The organism is Candidatus Palauibacter sp., from assembly GCF_965222475.1.
Classification (GTDB): domain Bacteria; phylum Gemmatimonadota; class Gemmatimonadetes; order Palauibacterales; family Palauibacteraceae; genus Palauibacter.
Genome location: NZ_CBDCUB010000001.1, coordinates 245,884 through 261,681, shown reverse-complemented (window position 1 = coordinate 261,681; position 15,798 = coordinate 245,884). Strand labels below are relative to the sequence as shown.

The 15,798-nt window shown below is 65.6% G+C and carries 13 protein-coding genes and 1 pseudogene; 1 reads left to right on the top strand and 13 read right to left on the bottom strand.

Annotated elements, in window-relative coordinates; all coding sequences use genetic code 11:
• Positions 1–66: 66 nt before the first annotated feature.
• The 9 genes and pseudogenes from ACOQPP_RS01150 to ACOQPP_RS01110 form a co-directional block, all read right to left on the bottom strand.
• On the bottom strand, positions 67–3,081 hold the full coding sequence (locus ACOQPP_RS01150) for a type I restriction endonuclease subunit R (RefSeq protein WP_420635695.1): 3,015 nt from the start codon (positions 3,079–3,081) through the stop codon (positions 67–69).
• Positions 3,078–4,610, bottom strand: coding sequence for an AAA family ATPase (locus ACOQPP_RS01145; protein ID WP_420635694.1), 1,533 nt, complete (start codon positions 4,608–4,610; stop codon positions 3,078–3,080). The genes ACOQPP_RS01150 and ACOQPP_RS01145 overlap by 4 nt, the downstream gene beginning before the upstream one ends.
• A gap of 118 nt (positions 4,611–4,728) precedes the next feature.
• Positions 4,729–5,163: a hypothetical protein gene (locus ACOQPP_RS01140; RefSeq protein WP_420635693.1), complete on the bottom strand. Its 435-nt coding sequence runs from the start codon at positions 5,161–5,163 to the stop codon at positions 4,729–4,731.
• A gap of 669 nt (positions 5,164–5,832) precedes the next feature.
• A complete protein-coding gene (locus tag ACOQPP_RS01135; protein ID WP_420635692.1) occupies positions 5,833–6,537 on the bottom strand; it encodes a hypothetical protein in 705 nt (234 codons plus the stop codon).
• A 146-nt stretch (positions 6,538–6,683) separates the two neighbouring features.
• A complete protein-coding gene (locus tag ACOQPP_RS01130) occupies positions 6,684–6,911 on the bottom strand; it encodes a DUF433 domain-containing protein (RefSeq protein WP_420635691.1) in 228 nt (75 codons plus the stop codon).
• Positions 6,908–8,278, bottom strand: a complete 1,371-nt coding sequence (locus tag ACOQPP_RS01125) for a restriction endonuclease subunit S (RefSeq protein ID WP_420635690.1) — start codon at positions 8,276–8,278, stop codon at positions 6,908–6,910. Before ACOQPP_RS01125 ends, ACOQPP_RS01130 begins: the two co-directional genes overlap by 4 nt.
• Positions 8,279–8,319: 41 nt before the next feature.
• Positions 8,320–8,592 carry a hypothetical protein gene (locus ACOQPP_RS01120; protein WP_420635689.1) on the bottom strand — a complete coding sequence of 91 codons (273 nt, stop codon included), beginning with the start codon at positions 8,590–8,592 and terminating at the stop codon, positions 8,320–8,322.
• A complete protein-coding gene (locus tag ACOQPP_RS01115) occupies positions 8,561–8,818 on the bottom strand; it encodes a hypothetical protein (RefSeq protein WP_420635688.1) in 258 nt (85 codons plus the stop codon). Before ACOQPP_RS01115 ends, ACOQPP_RS01120 begins: the two co-directional genes overlap by 32 nt.
• 472 nt (positions 8,819–9,290) lie before the next feature.
• Positions 9,291–11,420: pseudogene (locus ACOQPP_RS01110) on the bottom strand (type I restriction-modification system subunit M); the annotation flags it as partial.
• 298 nt (positions 11,421–11,718) lie between these two features.
• Here ACOQPP_RS01110 and ACOQPP_RS01105 point away from each other — a divergent pair.
• On the top strand, positions 11,719–12,561 hold the full coding sequence (locus ACOQPP_RS01105; protein ID WP_420635687.1) for an HTH domain-containing protein: 843 nt from the start codon (positions 11,719–11,721) through the stop codon (positions 12,559–12,561).
• 450 nt (positions 12,562–13,011) lie between these two features.
• On the opposite strand, the gene ACOQPP_RS01100 is transcribed toward ACOQPP_RS01105, so the two are convergent.
• From ACOQPP_RS01100 to ACOQPP_RS01085, 4 genes are all read right to left on the bottom strand, one after another.
• Positions 13,012–13,257, bottom strand: a complete 246-nt coding sequence (locus tag ACOQPP_RS01100; RefSeq protein WP_420635686.1) for an integrase core domain-containing protein — start codon at positions 13,255–13,257, stop codon at positions 13,012–13,014.
• Between the two features lie 55 nt (positions 13,258–13,312).
• The gene (locus ACOQPP_RS01095; RefSeq protein ID WP_420635685.1) at positions 13,313–14,368 is read right to left on the bottom strand and encodes an IS110 family transposase; all 1,056 of its coding nucleotides are present in this window, start codon (positions 14,366–14,368) and stop codon (positions 13,313–13,315) included.
• 262 nt (positions 14,369–14,630) lie between these two features.
• A complete protein-coding gene (locus ACOQPP_RS01090) occupies positions 14,631–15,200 on the bottom strand; it encodes an IS3 family transposase (protein WP_420635684.1) in 570 nt (189 codons plus the stop codon).
• 20 nt (positions 15,201–15,220) lie between these two features.
• Positions 15,221–15,508, bottom strand: a complete 288-nt coding sequence (locus ACOQPP_RS01085) for a transposase (RefSeq protein WP_420635683.1) — start codon at positions 15,506–15,508, stop codon at positions 15,221–15,223.
• Between the last annotated feature and the right edge of the window lie 290 nt (positions 15,509–15,798).

Sequence of the window (15,798 nt, the reverse complement as noted above, 5' to 3'; positions counted from 1 at the left end):
CTTCGGTGCGGTCCTCAGCCGCGGAGAGAAGTTCCCCCAACATGACAAAGATCTCCACAAAGGCTTTCATCGCACTTGAGGAGTGTGCCCTCCTTCGTAGGCCAGCCGGAACACGGTGTCGCCCAGCCAGCGCTTGAAGTCGGTGTTGTCGACGAACTGCTTGAACAGCTCGGTGTCGTCCTTCATGATGCTCGTCATCACCCGCGCGAGCGCCCTGTCGTGCTCGATTCGGGCGTTCTCGCGGTCCGAGTTCTCCCGGGCGTTCCTGAAGGCCGTGTCCTGCGCCACCTTGGCCGGGATCGTCTCGGTGATCATCCGGCTGACCCGGTCGGCGTGCTGCCAGTCGATGCCGCCGAACAGATCGTTGAACTGCTCGATGATCGCCGACAGGCGGTCGATCTCGGCCTCGCCCCTGCCCGTGCCCCCGACGCCCGGCACCGGCTCGATCTCCGCGTCTTCGTCCTCCAGCATGATCTTCCGCATCGCGCGCTTCTCGACCCGGTAGCTGTCCATGTCGATCGTGTCGAGGATGCCCTTCGACAGGTCCTCCTCCACGGGCGACGGCAGCTTCGGGATCAGGAAGTTGAGGAAGATCGAGCGCTCCTCCCAGTCCGGGTTGTTGTAGGGGAGGATCGAGGAGAGGAAGGCGTAGGTGCGGACGAAGCCCTTGGCCTTGCTCTTGAACGCGACCTGCTCGTCCTCGCCCAGTTCGTTCACGTACACCGCCACGCAGCGGTCCAGGATGGGGTCGAGTTGCTCGCGCTCCACGTCGTCCAGGTACCGCTGCACGAACTCCCGGACCCGGTCGGGCGAGTACACCTGGGCGCCGTCGAGGTCGGCCTGCAGGTCGTGAAGCTTGTTGGGGTCGGTCTCGTCGGCCAGGACCGTGGTGCGGTAGTAGGTCGAGAAGGCCTCGGTGATGGTCTCCGCGTCGTTCAGGAAGTCGAGCACGAAGACATCGTGCTTCTTCCGGTGCGCCCGGTTGAGCCGCGACAGCGTCTGCACCGCCTTGATCCCCGAGAGGGTCTTGTCGACGTACATGGTGTGGAGGAGGGGTTCGTCGTAGCCGGTCTGGAACTTGTCGGCGCAGATGAGGAAGCGGTACGGATCCTCCCGGAACCTTTCGGCGATCCTGGACGACGGGAACCCGTTCAGCGTGCTCTCGCTAACCTTCTCTCCGCCGTAGTCCCTCTCCCCCGAGAACGCGACGATCGCCTCGTACGGGCTCTTGCGCTCCTTCAGGTAGTCGCGGATGGCACGGTAGTACTGGATCGCGCGCTCGACCCCGTTGGTGACCACCATCGCCCGCGCCTGGCCGCCGATCTTCCGCTGGGCGATCACCTGCTCGTGGAAGTGGTCGACCATGATCTCGGCCTTGAGCCGGATCGCGTGCTCGTGCCCCTCCACGTAGCGCCGGAGCTTCTTGCGGGCTTTCCCGACGTCGAACTCCGGGTCGCCCTCCACCGTCTTGGCGAGCTTGTAGTAGCTCTGGACCGGCGTGTAGTGCTTGAGCACGTCCAGGATGAACCCTTCCTGGATCGCCTGCTTCATGCTGTAGTTGTGGAACGGCAGGTGCCGGACCGTGTCGTCGCTCTGACGGTCCGGAGCGCCGAAGATCTCCAGCGTCTTGTTCTTCGGCGTGGCCGTGAAGGCGTAGTAGCTCGCGTTGGGGAGCAGCTTGCGCGACTCCATCAGGCGTCTCAGCCGCTCGTCGTAGGGCTCGTCCTCGCCCGCCTCGTCCGACTCGCCCAGCACGGCCGAGACCGCCGAACCGGTCTTTCCGCCCTGGCTCGAATGTGCCTCGTCTATGATCATCGCGAAGGTGCGCCCGCGATGCTCGTTGCCGATCTCCTCGCGGACGAAGGGGAACTTCTGGATCGTCGAGATGATGATCTTCTTGCCCTGCGTGATGAACCGGCGCAGATCGCCCGACTTCTCGGCGTGCCCCACCGTGGACCCCACCTGGGCGTACTGCCGGATCGTGTCCCGGATCTGCTTGTCCAGGATGCGGCGGTCGGTGACGACGATGATCGAATCGAAGACGGGCTTGCCGTCCCTTTCGAGCGGGATGAGCTGATGGGCCAGCCAGGCGATCGAATAGCTCTTGCCGCTGCCGGCCGAATGCTGGATCAGGTACCGCTTCCCCGCCCCGTGCGCGCGGGCGTCCTCCAGGAGCCGGCGCACCACGTCGAGCTGCTGGTACCTCGGCCAGATCTGGACCTTCTTCTTCCTGCCGGTCTTCGCGTTCCTCGGCGCCGCCACCTGCGCGTAGTTCTCGAGGATGTTGGCCACGCTCGCCCGGGTGAGGACCTCTCGCCACAGATATTCCGACTTGAGGCCGTTCGGGTTGGGCGGATTGCCGGCCCCGCGCCGCCAGCCCCGGTTGAAGGGCAGAAACCACGACGCCTTCCCGCGGAGGTGGGTGCAGAAGTGGACCTCGTTCTCGTCGAGCGCGAAGTGCGCCACGCAGCGCCCGAACCGGAAGAGGGGCTCGCGCGGGTTGCGGTCCCGCCTGTACTGCAGGATGGCGTCGTTGAAGGTCTGCTTCGTGAGGCTGTTCTTCAGCTCGAACGTGAAGACGGGGAGCCCGTTGATGAAGAGCCCGATGTCGAGCGAGCGCTGAGTGTCGTCCCGGCTGTACCGAAGCTGGCGCGTGACGCTGAACCGGTTCTGGAGGAAGCGCCGCCGGGCCGTCTCGTTCCGGGCGGACGGTGTGCCGTAGAAGAGGTCGAGGTCGTGGGGGCCGTGCTTGATCCCGTTGCGCAGGACGTCGATCGTGCCGCGCTTGCCGATCTCGCCCTGGAGGCGGGCGAGGAACTTGCGGCGTGTGGGGCCGTCCTCGTCGAGGCGGAAAGCGGGGGCGGCGTCCGGCTGCGTGGCGTGGAGGAAGGCGCGGAGCTGGATCAGGTCGACGCAGTACTCGCGGTTGTAGTCGTGACGGTTGCCGGGGGACCAGCCGACGCCGCCGTAGGGGGCAACACGTTCCCCGACGGTGCGGCCGGATGGGGGATCGCAGGGGTCGCCGGCGAGGGCCTCGCAGATCAGGCGTTCGAGGCCGCGTTCGGTGAGGTCGGTGGTCATGCCCCCCAGACCGTGATGCGCGCGTCCCCGAACGTGCGCTCTTCGCGGAACACCTTGTCGGCCCACGTTCGTCCCGCCCGCATGTCGAAGACGATCAGGTGGCCCGCGTCCGTTCCGCTCAGGTCCATGTAGGCCGCCGTCTGCTCCAGCCCGTTCTCGACCGTGCGCGAGTGGGAGCGCCCCTCCCTCACCACCTTGCATTCCACCACGAACCGGCTCTCGCGGCCGTCGCCCGCCGGCCAGACCACGAGCAGGTCCACCCGCCGGCTCCCAAGCGCGTACTCGCGCTCGATCCGGCCTCTGCCGTTCACGACCCGGTGCAGGAACGCCTGCAGGACCAGCTGCGGGCCGGCCTCCCGGTACCGCGCCCGCTCGATCCAGTGCTCCGAGTTCCCGCGGAAGAACTCCTGAAACGCCGAGAGCGGCCCGTCCATGTCGAGGGCTCCATCCGCACCGACGTACCACGCCGTCCGCTTCGGCATCTCGTCCTGAAGGACCGAGGTCAGCACCCGGGGCAGCACCTCCGCGTAGATCGGGTTCGCGATGCGCAGCGGGGGATCCGCCGCCACCAGGCCGAGGTCCCGCGCATAGTCGGCGTCGGCTTCGGAGTGCGCTCCGTCGTCCCCGCCCAGCAACGGCTCGACGACGCGCCGCACCCTCGGCTCGCGCAGCTTGTCGGCGAGCTGGTCGATGTGCGTGTCCCGGCGCAGAATCAGCGTCTCGCGCGCGTCGAACACGCCCCGCTCCGAGATGGGGCGGCCGCGCGGGAGCGGACGCTCGCGCTTGAAGCAGAGCTGTCTGGCGAGCGCATTCACCAGCCACGGCTGCCCGCGCGTCTGGGCCCACACCGCCTCCACCGCCGGCGGCGCGAACTCCTGGCCCGTCTCGTCCGTGTGCTGGCCCAGCAGGGTCTCGACCTCGGCCCGGGTGAAATCCCCCAAGCGCAGCGACTCGGCCTTGATGTTGAAGGCGCTCCCCCCCGCGATCACCTCCCGCTCGGAACTCGCCCGGATCCGGTAGTCGCGCACGTAGCGCACCCCGCACAGGATGACGCTCTGCGGAAACGCCTCCGGACGGTGGGCGTACCCGGTGCGCAGCTGCCGCAGGGCCGACACCAGCGAGTCCCCCACCATCGCGTCGATCTCGTCAATCATCAGCACCAGCGGGGCGCCGGCCTTGGCCCACTTCCGCAGCAGGGCCCACAATGCGCTGTGCGGCCGCCGTTCCGCGTCGTACCGGAGAACCTCCTCCGCGAACGCGGGTTCGCCCAGCGTGTCCTCGGCCTCGGCGGCGATCTGGACGGCGATGGCGCCCATCGCGCGCCCCACGTCTTCGCGGGCGGTCTGCGCGGTCTCGACGTTGATGTAGGCGCACCGGTAGTCGCCTTCCGCACCGCCGTTCAGCAGGTCGCGCAGCGCCAGGAGGGAGGATGTCTTCCCCGTCTGCCGGGGCGCGTGCAGCACGAAGTAGCGCTCGGTGCGGATGAGACCCAGCACCTCGTCCAGATCGAACCGCTCCAGCGGGGGCACGCAGTAGTCTCGCCCGGGCCTGACCGGGCCGGCGGTGTTGAAGGAGCGGTGCATGGTCTAAAGTTGGCCGGGTGGAGCGGGGCGGGCAAGAAACGGGCCCGCGGGGCTCGCACTGGCGCTAGTCGGTGCCCTTGCCCCCTCGGGCACCGAGGAAGTACCCAAACCCCACCCCGGCACCGAAGGACATCGCGTGCCCGATCACCTGAAGGGCTTGTTGCTGCTGGTCGGAGTTGCCAAGGAAGAGGAACGCCAAGATCGCGACAGGCAACCCGATTGCAGCCCCTATGAGAACCCACTGCTTCTTGTTCTTCGAACGCCAGCGCTCTGTCCGATGGCCATGTTGCTTTACAAAGCGGTTGGAGTGGAATTGGTACTGGCGCTCGTTGTCCGCGTCCGCGACCCTGAGGGCTTCGGCCGCTATTTCGGCTTCCTTGGTGGATACTGCAACCCGCGTTGTCTCCAGTTCCAGAGCCTTGGACACCAACTCCACGAGAACCCGAAGGTCGGGTGGCTGCTCGTCTCTTTTTGCGGGGAGGTTGCCCTCGTCACTCATCCGAGTACACCTCGCCGTATCCGTGAGTACCGCGGACCAAGACTCTTCCGCCCGCTGTTCGGATGGCCCTCGCCAGGGCTTTCGCCGGAACACTAACGACGACATACCCCCCGTAAGGAGACTTCCGGATCCGGGTCACGGCACCGGTTGTCACCTCGGTTCCTCGGCGCCTCGCTTCCGCTAAGGCTGCCGCGTGCGAATCGAAATGCGTGTCTGGGACAGCGCGCGGTAATGCTAGCTCAGTCGCTTCGCTCATGCTCTTTCTCACTTGTCAGCGTCCCGTCGGCTCCAAGTATGCCATCCGATACCGCAGTCACTCGACAGCGGTCCGGCTTCCGGTTCCCCGAATCTAACGGGAATACGGCGGCCAACTCGCGCTTCATCCCAAGCCCGTTGCTGCTCCAATGCCCTCTTCCTTCTTCGGCGGCATCGCTCAGCCGCACTGTCCGAAGAGTTCTTCGGCGGGCGTGGCATCCGCCCGTCATCGGACATCGGCCCGTAATATATGCGCTCCAGAGCCGTTGGCGACAATCTGGCATGTCCCGTGTGGGGAGCAAATGAAGTTGTCCGGTTTGAACATCGTGCCCGCGGAGGCGGGCGCGGCGAGCCGGAGCGGGCACGGGCGATCCGACGCGAGCTGCGGGCTGAGGTTGTTGTCGACGAAGAACCTCATGCCGCCAGCTGACGCTCGAAATCCACTGCCGCGTGGATCTCGGCGTCCGTCAACTCCCACCAAGTGCGGACAGACTCCAGGTTCTCGTCCTCGGCCACGAAGAGATCGTGGATGTTGATCGTCTTGACACCTCGGCCCGCTATCGAGGGCGCACCGAACGACACCATGGGATCCAGCACCACCGGCCTATTCCGCCCGAGCGGATACCACCGGCTAGCCAGCCCCTCGGGAGACTCGAATTCAATCTGCCGCGCAAGTTCCCGAATAACGGGCGCGATCACCCACTGCCCGCCCGACATGAGTTCGAGGATCGCTTCCCCCCGGCCCTTATTGACTCCTTCCCGGAGTCGGAGAAGGATCGATCCGCCATCCGTGAAGAATGTCTGCCTCGCGAAGTGTTCCGTGCCCAGGACCCGGCGAGCCTCGTCGAGTGCGCGGCGGACCTTCTGAAGTGACACGCCGTGATCGAGAAACCGCTTCACGAAGAGCAAGTCCACAAGGTCCAGGAAGGACGCGTAGGAACTCTCGGTCCCACTGCCCCGCAGCACCGGCGGCAGACCACGCACGGCGTCACCGTAGCTGTACTCGTACCCCCTTAGCCAGCGGCGTACCCTCCCCGCGGTGAGGCCCACCAGCCGGCCGGCTTCCGCCACCGCGTGGGAAGGTCGACCGAGCTGATCGTGGCAGGTCGATTCGGTCATTCGAACAGCCCTTCGGTTGATCGTTGATCCCCCATATCGTCGTCTCCATCCGGCGGCGCGCCGCCGGCTCCCGCGCAGCAAGCTTGCCGGTGACGCCATCGGCGATCAAGCGGGGCGGGCGGGAGTGCCTTCGTCGAACAGCTGCCTCAACGCGCCACCGCCGTTCTCAGCGCCTTCGCCTCGTGTTCGAGCACCGCGCGGACCTGCCGCTCCTCGACGCCCGGGAACCACTCGACGAACTCGTTGATCGTCGCGCCTGCGGCGAGGTTCTCGAAGCGGGCGTATACCGGCACCCTCGTGCCGGTGAAGGCCCAGGCCCCGCTGATCTTGCGGGGGCTGCGTTCCACTGCCGGGCATGTGTTCCAGTCCGTCATGCGCCTGCCTCCTTCGCGATGTCGCGTTCGGACGCATGTAGGTTCGATTCGGTGTGGACGGCGGCGCTGCGGCTTTCGACTCCGGACGGGTCTGCCTCTGGCAGTCTGGCCGCCGCCTCGCGCACGTCGAGCTTGCCCGTCACTGCATCGGCGATCAGCCGGGTTCGGTATTCGTCAATGAGTTGCAACTCGCGTAGTAGCCGACCCGTCGCGTCTTCAAGCCTCGCTACGTGCTGGACAATCCAGTCGCATATGAGTTTCTGTTCTCGCTCAGGTGGCAGATGCACCGTTGTGGCAAGCAACGTGCCGTCGTACAGCCTCAGGAAGCCAGCGGTACCGGTACCCAGACCTCGTGCGACACGTCGGAAATAGGCACGATACGTCGATGTCCGAAGGAGCTCCTCCAAGTAGTCCATCCGGAACGGGATTCTCGCTTCGAACACCGAGTAGTCCGGACTCACAAGTCCATCGATATCCGAACAGAAGATCAGACCGTTGTTTGCCTGAAGACGATTCACCACCAGTTGACCCGCAGCGACAAGCTTGTATCCGACGAGAGTCTGCCCCTGGGAAGGCCGAGCAAAGTGCTCCGAATAGACCACTATTCCGTGGTCTCGCCGCAACGAAAGCAGCGTTTCTTCACCGGTCGCGGAGCGGTGATCGACGGCTCGCAGAAGTGTCTTGAGCCGTCGCCTCTCCCAGTGTTCTGGTATGTCCCCCAGCCACGCCGCGCCGGAGTCCTTGTAGGCCGGATACGGCTGGCCCGTCTGGACATCGATCTGGCCCGTGACCGCCTCGTGGATGATGGCCTGCTTCTGCTCCTCCAGGAGTTTGATCAGCCGTTCCTTCGCCCGGATGTAGCGCCGTATGCGCCGGTCGGCGCGGTCGAGGAAGCGGGCGATGGCCGTCTGTTCCAGCTTGGGAGGCACGGGTGCCCAGAGGTTCAAGATTCGATCAACGGACAAACCCGGCTGAGCGGCCGCAATCGAATACTGGTTCAAGTTCATGCCCCGCAGGAGAGCACCGAACCAATAGGGAACGTGGCCGACATGTAGAGTTGCCACCACTGCGTGCTCTGAGGCCCAGAAGCGTCCGCGCACCAAATGTACGTTGCCGCACAGAGCCCCCTGTCGGCCGATGAGTACGAAGTCCCCATCGTGAGTGTAGCTCGACGTGTACCCTCGCAGCCCGTTGCCACCATACACCGGGTGTTGTCCAGTCTCGTCGATGGACATCGCAGTGATGGTGTCACCGCTCTGCATGTGGGCAAGCGTCTTCAGCCTTCTTACCTCCCAATGCTCCGGCACCTCCCCCAGCCAGTCGATTCCGGAGTCCTTGTAGACCGGATAGGGTTGCAGTGCCGTCATGCTCGACCGGCTTCCCTGCTTCACGCTTGGAATGGTGTGCCTCATCCCTCGGTGGCCAAAGCCGGGGCTTTCCTGCCCTCCGGCACCTTCCTGCGATCGAACAGCCCGGCCAGTACGGGATCCCTTGGCCGCCGGGAGAACCGCTCCCGGAGTTCCTCGCCGGACGTGTCCACAATTTCCTCGTTGATCCGGTCGCGGGTCTCGCGGAGCCACTTCATGACGTCGAAAGACTTCTCGTCGGCATCACTCTTTATGCTCGAACTCCTACGGGGCACGCCAAGGTCATCCGACCGAACCGGGGTCGTGCTCGTCATCCCTTTGTGTCTCGGAAGTGCCGGACCCACGCACGGCAGTCCGCACGGTTTCCGGCGCCTTGATGCGGTCGAAGAATTCCGCCAGAACGGGATCTGATGGACGCTTCTTGAGCCATCGCAGCCGCTCCTCCGGAGTCATGTCCTTGGTCTCCTCGTAGTGGCGGTCGCGGGTCTCGCGGAGCCATTTCATGACATCGAACGACTTTTTCTCGGCCTCACCCGTCATTCTCGAGCTCCTTCGGGCTGCGGATGTCGAGGGGGACGTGTCCCCGTTCCAGGTTCACCTCATTATATCGTTGGATCCGCCACAAGTTCACCATGTGCCGGAAGTTCCAACTCGCCAGCACGCTGACGCCAGCCACCGTCGCAGCGGCGATGTGTTCCGCGTCTCGGAGCGACGTCTCGGCGAGTGCGCCCGCTTCAATGTACCGGTTCGCCAGATTCTGGACCTCGCGCGTGATCTCGATCTCTTCCAAATGGCCCGGGTCGATTGACGTCAGAATATCGCGCACCGCCTGGGGGGCGTCATCGAGTTCCCGGGAGGTAGCTTCCGAAATCACCAGGGTGATCTCGCCCCGCGCACACCGCTCGATCAACCGCCGCGACGGCCCTCGGAATTCCTCGTCCAGGCAGCCGCCGATCACCGACGTGTCGGCGTAGACGCGGAGCTTCCCGTACGCGGGCACCGGCTCGCGCACCAGCAACCCCGTCAGCAATCCCTCCGCTTCCCGCTCGACGACCGCGATCTCGGCGCGAATCTCCTCCAGCGTCCGCATCGGCTCGGGCTTGTAGAAGTACCGGTTGAAGCTGATCTCGTAGCCGGTCTTGACGCTCTTCGGGACGTACCAGGCGTCCTCGGCGTACGGAAGCACCTCGCGACGCAGGAACCCCTCGATGCCGCCTTCCTCCTTGAGCGGAATCTGCTCGGTGTCACGCAGTTGAGTGTCCGGCTCGTACTCGACGACTCGCGAGCCGCCTCCGCCGCCAACATCGTAAAGACAAAGACCCTGGATCGGATCGGCGACCGTACCGCGTCGATGCATCTTCTTGACCACCGGCTCGGCCGTCTCATCCCGCTCTGCCAGCGAGGCTTGCAGCAGCCGCTTCCGCTTCGCGGTCATCTTGACCCGATGGAGCGGCATTTCGTTTTTCAGCGCTTCCAGGAAGCGGTTGAAGTCGAGGTGGGGACCCTGCCCGAGGCGCGGCGCCAGCGACTCGACCGCGTTTCCAAGTTGTTCCTCGTCCACTTCAAGGCAGGCATCGAAGAACGTGTCCCTCCTTTGCTCGGACAGGTCCACGGCCAGCCGCAGCGGCCGCTCCACCGTCACCTTCCAGTAGCCGAACGCTTCGTTGTCGAAGATCTTGCTCTCCTCGGTCTCCTCGAAATCGAGGAACGTCTGGCAGATTCTCTCGATGTCGTCCGGCCCGAGTTCGCAGTTCTTCTTCCCCAGGTTCTTCCGGAGCGGCCGGAACCACTTGGTGGCGTCGATCAATTGCACCTTGCCCTGCCGGTGCCCGGGCTTCCGGTTCGTGAGCACCCAGACGTAGGTGGCGATGCCGGTGTTGTAGAACATGTTGAGCGGCAGGGCGACGATCGCCTCCAGCCAGTCGTTCTCGACGATCCAGCGGCGGATGTTGCTCTCGCCCTGCCCCGCCGATCCGGTGAAGAGCGAGCTGCCGTTGTGGATCTCGGCGATGCGGCTCCCGAGTCGGGTTCCCTGCTTCATCTTGGAGAGCTTGTTGGCCAGGAAGAGCATCTGGCCGTCGCTGGAGCGCGTGACCAGGGAGTACTCGGGATCGTCCGCGTGCTCGATCACGAACCGCGGATCCCGCATCTCCTTCTTGCCGCCCATGCGCTCGAGGTCCGTCTTCCAGCTCTTCCCGTACGGCGGGTTGGAGAGCATGAAGTCGAACTCGCGCGTCGGGAAGGCGTCGTTGGACAGCGTGGAATGCTCCGGACCGCCCACGATGTTGTCGGCGGCCTCGCCTTCCCCCTTTAGCAGGAGATCGGCCTTGCAGATGGCGTAGGTCTCGGCGTTGATCTCCTGGCCGAAGAGGTGGGTGGACACCTGCTTGCCCCGCTCCTCCGCGAGTTGCTGCAGCACGTCCTCTCCCACGGTCAGCATGCCGCCGGTCCCGCACGCACCGTCGTAGAGCAGATAGGTGCCGTCATCGATCTCGTCGTCGACCGGGAGGAAGACGAGCTTCGCCATGAGCTCCACCGCGTCGCGCGGCGTGAAGTGCTCGCCCGCCTCCTCGTTGTTCTCCTCGTTGAAGCGCCGGATCAGCTCTTCGAAGACGGTGCCCATGCCGTGGTTGTCGAGCCCCGGGTGCCGGACCGTGCCGTCGGTGTTCATGACCGGCTCCGGACTCAGGTTGATGTCCGGCGAGGTGAGCTTCTCGATCAACGCGCCCAGGGCGTCGGCCCTGTCGAGCCTCGGGATCTGATTCCGGAACTCGAAGTTCTCGAGGATGTCCTGCACCGAGGGCGAGAACCCGTCGAGGTAGTCCTCGAAGTCGGCCCTGAGCTGCTGCCGGCTGGCCCGCGCCCGCAGGTCGTGCAGGGTGAACTTCGAGGTGTTGTAGAATGGCTGCTCCGCCGCCTGCCGCAGGGCCACCTTCTGGTCGGCGATCCCCAGCTCATCCAGCTTGTCCTTCATGTCCAGGACGGCCTGCTTGGTGGGTTCCAGCACGGCGTCGAGCCGACGCAGCACGGTCATGGGAAGGATCACGTCGCGGTACTTGCCGCGCACGTAGACATCGCGCAGCACGTCGTCCGCGATCCCCCAGATGTAGTTCGTGATCCAGCCCAGATCGCCGGTCGTCATCTTCCGATCCAGATCTCCCTTCGAAATGCACAACCCAGTACTTGACGCCCCAGGGCAAGCCCATGAACGCGTGGGCGGATCCAGGGACGAAGAAGCGGCGGTGATACATGCATCGCAGAAGGCCTGCCTGACAATAGGGCCGGGGGGCAGGCGCTGGGCCCGCGGTAGCGGGTAGCGCCGACCCCAGGAGTGAGCGCAAGGTCGGCGAAGTCCACCCGGCACCGGGGTTCCCCCCCTTCATCGCCGTCGATTGCACTGGGATGAGCGAGTTTGCTCGACCTGAAGACCGGCGGTTACAATGGCCCGCCGCAACCACGAACGCGATGGCACCCTGAACCGGCACCACTACCATGGCGAGCCGAGAAGGAGATCTGCCCGGATGAGCCCGCGAGAGATGACTTGGCATGCCGCAATCAAGAGGGTCCTCAAGGATGCCGGGACCGCGCTTCACTTTACGGAGATTGCTGAGCGCGTCGTGTCCCGGGGGTTGCGCCAGACGTTTGGGCACACACCGTCCAACACCGTCTATGCAGTCCTGGTCGAGAAGAAGGCGATGTTCGAGAAGGTAGCTCCCGCCACCTTTAGGCTCCGCGGGGTTGGCGACTCGAGCGGTGGACGAGCCGGCCCCGCTCCCGAACCCCCCCGGACCGGCCCACTAAGCCCGATCATGGCGCTGGGAATGTTTTGGGAACGGGATCTCGTAAGCTGGACCAGCAAGCCGGCGATTCTTGGTTCCCAGCAGCCGGGTACCGATCCCGTCAACATGACCGAGCAAACAGGGATTTACCTCCTCCACGATTTCCGTGATATCGTCTACGTCGGTCGAGCTACCGAATCAACACTCGGGGCTCGCCTGTCTGCACATACTCGTGATCGCCGCAAGACTCGGTGGAGCCGGTTTTCGTGGTTTGGTTTTCGGCCAGTCGAGGAGAACGGGACACTTGGTCCGATCCCCAAGACGTACGACCTGCGAGATGTCGTGATCGCTATGGAAGCCCTGTTGATCGAGGCTCTTGAGCCGCCGCAGAACCGCAAGGGAGGCGATGGATTCCAAGGTATCGAGTACATTCAAGCCGAAGATCCGGAAAAGGCGAAGGAGCGGCTCCTCAGCGAATTCAAGCACCTCATGCGGCGAAGCTAAGGTGGGTAGGTGCATTACTGCGCGAGTTGCGCGAAGGTCTGCGCGGCGCGTTCCGTGAGCGTCTGCCGAGTCTCGCCCGGCCGCAGCCGCTCCGGGTCGGACATGGCCCACTTGAGCTTGTCCCGGACGGCAGCGTCGGCGAGATCTGAGGTGGTCTTACTTCGTTGGACAGTCCAAGGGCAAAGTTAAGGTGGATTCCGAGTGATTGTGAGAGCCCTCGGGAGCCTTCTCCGTGAGTTGTCCCGGGGTGAGTGCTCCACCCGTAGGTCCTCCCCCGGCGGGGGAAGGACAGCTTCCAACATGGGCCCCGGTGGCCGGGAGGGGAACCCGGCCGGCGAGCGGGGCTTGGCCGCCGTCGGCGCGAGGCGCCCGGCATGGGGAGATCCCGCGTGGCTCCCCGTCTGTGCGGGCTCACGGGGGCGCGCTCCGGCAGGCACGAAGATCCGCCGTTCACACCGCCCCCGTGCCGTTGCGGTAGGCCTCGCCCGGCGTCCGCCCGCCGAGGGACGAATGCGGGCGCACCTCGTTGTAGAAGTCGAACCACGAGCCGATGATGCGTTCGGCGTCCAGACCGTCGCGGAGCTCGTGAAGGTACACCGCCTCGTACTTCAGCGACCGCCACGGCCGCTCGATGAAGATGTTGTCGAGGAAGCGGCCCCGGCCGTCCATCGAGAACGCCGCGCCCGCCGCCAGCACCCGGTCCGCGAACGCCTCGCTGGTGAACTGGGCGCCCTGGACGCTCTCATGTTTGTCAAGCGGACGATGGGGCGGTGAGGACGCGGTAGATCTCGCGGGCCACGTAGCGCTTCAGGCAGCGCATCACCTCGCGCTTGGAGAGGCCCTCCCCGGTGCGCCGCTCGACGTAGGTTCGGGTTCGTTGGTCGGTGCGCATCCGGCACACGACGATCATGTGGAGGGCGGAGTTGGCCTGGCGGTTCCCGCCGCGATTGAGACGGTGGCGTCGCGTCTTACCGCTCGATGCGGGCAGCGGACAGGCACCGCACAGCATGGCGAAGCTCGCTTCGGAGCGCAGCCGGCCGGGATTCTCGCCCGCGGCGACCAGGAGCTCGCCCGCACTGGCGGTTCCCACACCTTCGAGCTTGAGCGGATCGGGTGCGAGTTCCTCGACGAGCGGAGCGATGAAGCGGTCGAGTTCGGCGATCTCGTCGTTGAGGTCCAGGATCCGGCGGGCGAGGGACTTCAGCGAGAGCTTGGTCGCGACCGCCGGATCCCGGTATCCGGCGGCGTCCGGCCTCCAGGCCGCGCAGATGCGCAAGCGCCGCATGCGGGTGAGGTTGCGGACCCGGTCACGCACCTCGTCCGGCGCGGCGACGATCGTGTTGTGGAGCTGCCGCAGGGCCGCCCGGCGGCACTTGACCGCGGTCTTGCGAGTCGTGCGCAGCACCCGCGGGGCCTCCACCGCGCCGCCGCGGTCCTTGGCCACTTGGACCCGGCATCCCGTGCGAGCCGCCTCGGCCGCCGCGACCGCATCGAGTGCGTCGTCCTTTCCCCTGGCTCTTCGCGCGGCCCGGTCGGGACCGGTCACCTCGAGCACGGGCACTCCGGACAGCGCCAAGTGCCGGGCGATGCCGGCGCCGTAGCTGCCGGTGGATTCGACCCCCACGCGCAGCAGCTCGCCGTGAGACCGGAACCAGGCAAGCATCGCCCGGTAGCCGGCTCGTGTCGTGGAGAACGATTCGGTGCCGAGCACCGAACCTTCTCGATTCACGATCGCGGCGGTATGCAGATCCTGGTGGGTGTCGACGCCCCCGATGATCCCGGTGTCCTCAGCTGGCGTACTCGCCATGTCGGCCCCCTCTGTCCATGATGGGTGAACGGGTTGGCACCGAACTCGGCCGATGTCGGACACGACAGTGAAGGGACGCCTTGGGCCAGGCTCTCATAAGGTCACGATGCCGGTCGAGGCCGGAGCCTCAAACCGGTTGCCCCCGGGTGGCCGACGAGTCCAGGGCATGACAGCTCGGTCGGTCGGAGTGCGGGTCAAGCCACCCGGGGGCGGCCGCGGCCGCCCCTGCATAGACCTCTAAGAGCGTCTGTCAGTATTTGAGTCAGACCACCCGAAGGGAACCGGCTCTCAAACACTCACTGTCGGTATTCAGGATCTCCGGAGCCCTCCAGCCCAGTGCGTGGTCCAGGGCCTCGACGCGGAACGACGCGTCCATCGTGTTCGACAGCCGCCACGCGAGCACGTGCCGGGTCGCCCGGTCCATCACGGCCACGAGGTAGAAAAAGCCCTGCGTCACGGGAACATAGGTGATGTCCGCGCACCACACGTGGTCCGCCCGCGAGATCTCGAGGCCGCGCAGCAGGTAGGGGAAGACCCGGTGCTCCGGACTCGCCACGCTCGTGCGCGGCCGCCGGTAGGTCGCCTCCATCCCCATCAGCCGCATGAGCCGCCGGATCCGGTGCCGGCCCGCGACGACGCCCTCGCGGCGGAGATGCCGCATCAACTGCCGGCTCCCGTAGAACGGATACGCCATGTGCAGCTCGTCGATGCGCCGCATCAGCGCCAGGTTCTCCGCGCTCTCGCCCTGCGGCCGGTAGTACACCGACGACCGGCTCACCCCGATCAGCCCGCACTGCCTCGAAAGACTCAGCGGTCCATCCCGCTCGATCATCCGCCCCCGCTCCGCCCGGCTCAGCGCTTGAGCCCGCGCCGAAAAAAATCCCGCTCCACCGTGAGCTCCCCGATCTTGGCGTGCAGCTCCCGGACCTTCGCCTCGTGCTCCTTGGCGAGCTTGCGGCCCGCGCCCCCGGCGAACACCTCCGGCAGCCCCTCGAGCAACTGCCGCTTCCACGTGCTCACCTGGTTCGGATGAAGCTCGTGCCGCCTGGCGATCGCCTGTACGCTGTCGCGTTCCCGCAGCGCCTCCAGCGCCACCCGCGCCTTGAACTCCGGCGTGAACCGTCGTCTCTTCCCGGCCATCTCGGTGCCTCCCGTTCCGCCTGGAATCCACCTTAACGACCTGTCCAAAAAACTGGGACCACCTCACCATGACCTCTGGATCGCGGCACAAGCCGGAGAGACCAGCGAGCATGTCGTTCGCCGGTTACGGCACGAACTTGTCCAAGGAAGACTGCGGCGAGCCATGGACAAGTAACCGGCTACCGGGTTCAGGTGTTAGGCGAATACCGTACTTGTACACCTTGAACACCTGATGCGGGGTCCCGTGGTTGCATCCGTTTAGCGAGAAATGCGCACCTGTCCCGGTGACC

What these genes read in the sequence shown, in the direction of transcription:
- ACOQPP_RS01095 (WP_420635685.1), bottom strand. Translation starts at nt 14,368, where the DNA reads ATGGCGAGTACGCCAGCTGAGGACACCGGGATCATCGGGGGCGTCGAC.
- ACOQPP_RS01085 (WP_420635683.1), bottom strand. Translation starts at nt 15,508, where the DNA reads ATGGCCGGGAAGAGACGACGGTTCACGCCGGAGTTCAAGGCGCGGGTG.
- ACOQPP_RS01120 (WP_420635689.1), bottom strand. Translation starts at nt 8,592, where the DNA reads ATGACGAGCACGACCCCGGTTCGGTCGGATGACCTTGGCGTGCCCCGT.
- ACOQPP_RS01140 (WP_420635693.1), bottom strand. Translation starts at nt 5,163, where the DNA reads ATGAGTGACGAGGGCAACCTCCCCGCAAAAAGAGACGAGCAGCCACCC.
- ACOQPP_RS01150 (WP_420635695.1), bottom strand. Translation starts at nt 3,081, where the DNA reads ATGACCACCGACCTCACCGAACGCGGCCTCGAACGCCTGATCTGCGAG.
- ACOQPP_RS01135 (WP_420635692.1), bottom strand. Translation starts at nt 6,537, where the DNA reads ATGACCGAATCGACCTGCCACGATCAGCTCGGTCGACCTTCCCACGCG.
- ACOQPP_RS01125 (WP_420635690.1), bottom strand. Translation starts at nt 8,278, where the DNA reads ATGACGGCACTGCAACCCTATCCGGTCTACAAGGACTCCGGAATCGAC.
- ACOQPP_RS01090 (WP_420635684.1), bottom strand. Translation starts at nt 15,200, where the DNA reads ATGATCGAGCGGGATGGACCGCTGAGTCTTTCGAGGCAGTGCGGGCTG.
- ACOQPP_RS01130 (WP_420635691.1), bottom strand. Translation starts at nt 6,911, where the DNA reads ATGACGGACTGGAACACATGCCCGGCAGTGGAACGCAGCCCCCGCAAG.
- ACOQPP_RS01115 (WP_420635688.1), bottom strand. Translation starts at nt 8,818, where the DNA reads ATGACGGGTGAGGCCGAGAAAAAGTCGTTCGATGTCATGAAATGGCTC.
- ACOQPP_RS01105 (WP_420635687.1), top strand. Translation starts at nt 11,719, where the DNA reads ATGGCCCGCCGCAACCACGAACGCGATGGCACCCTGAACCGGCACCAC.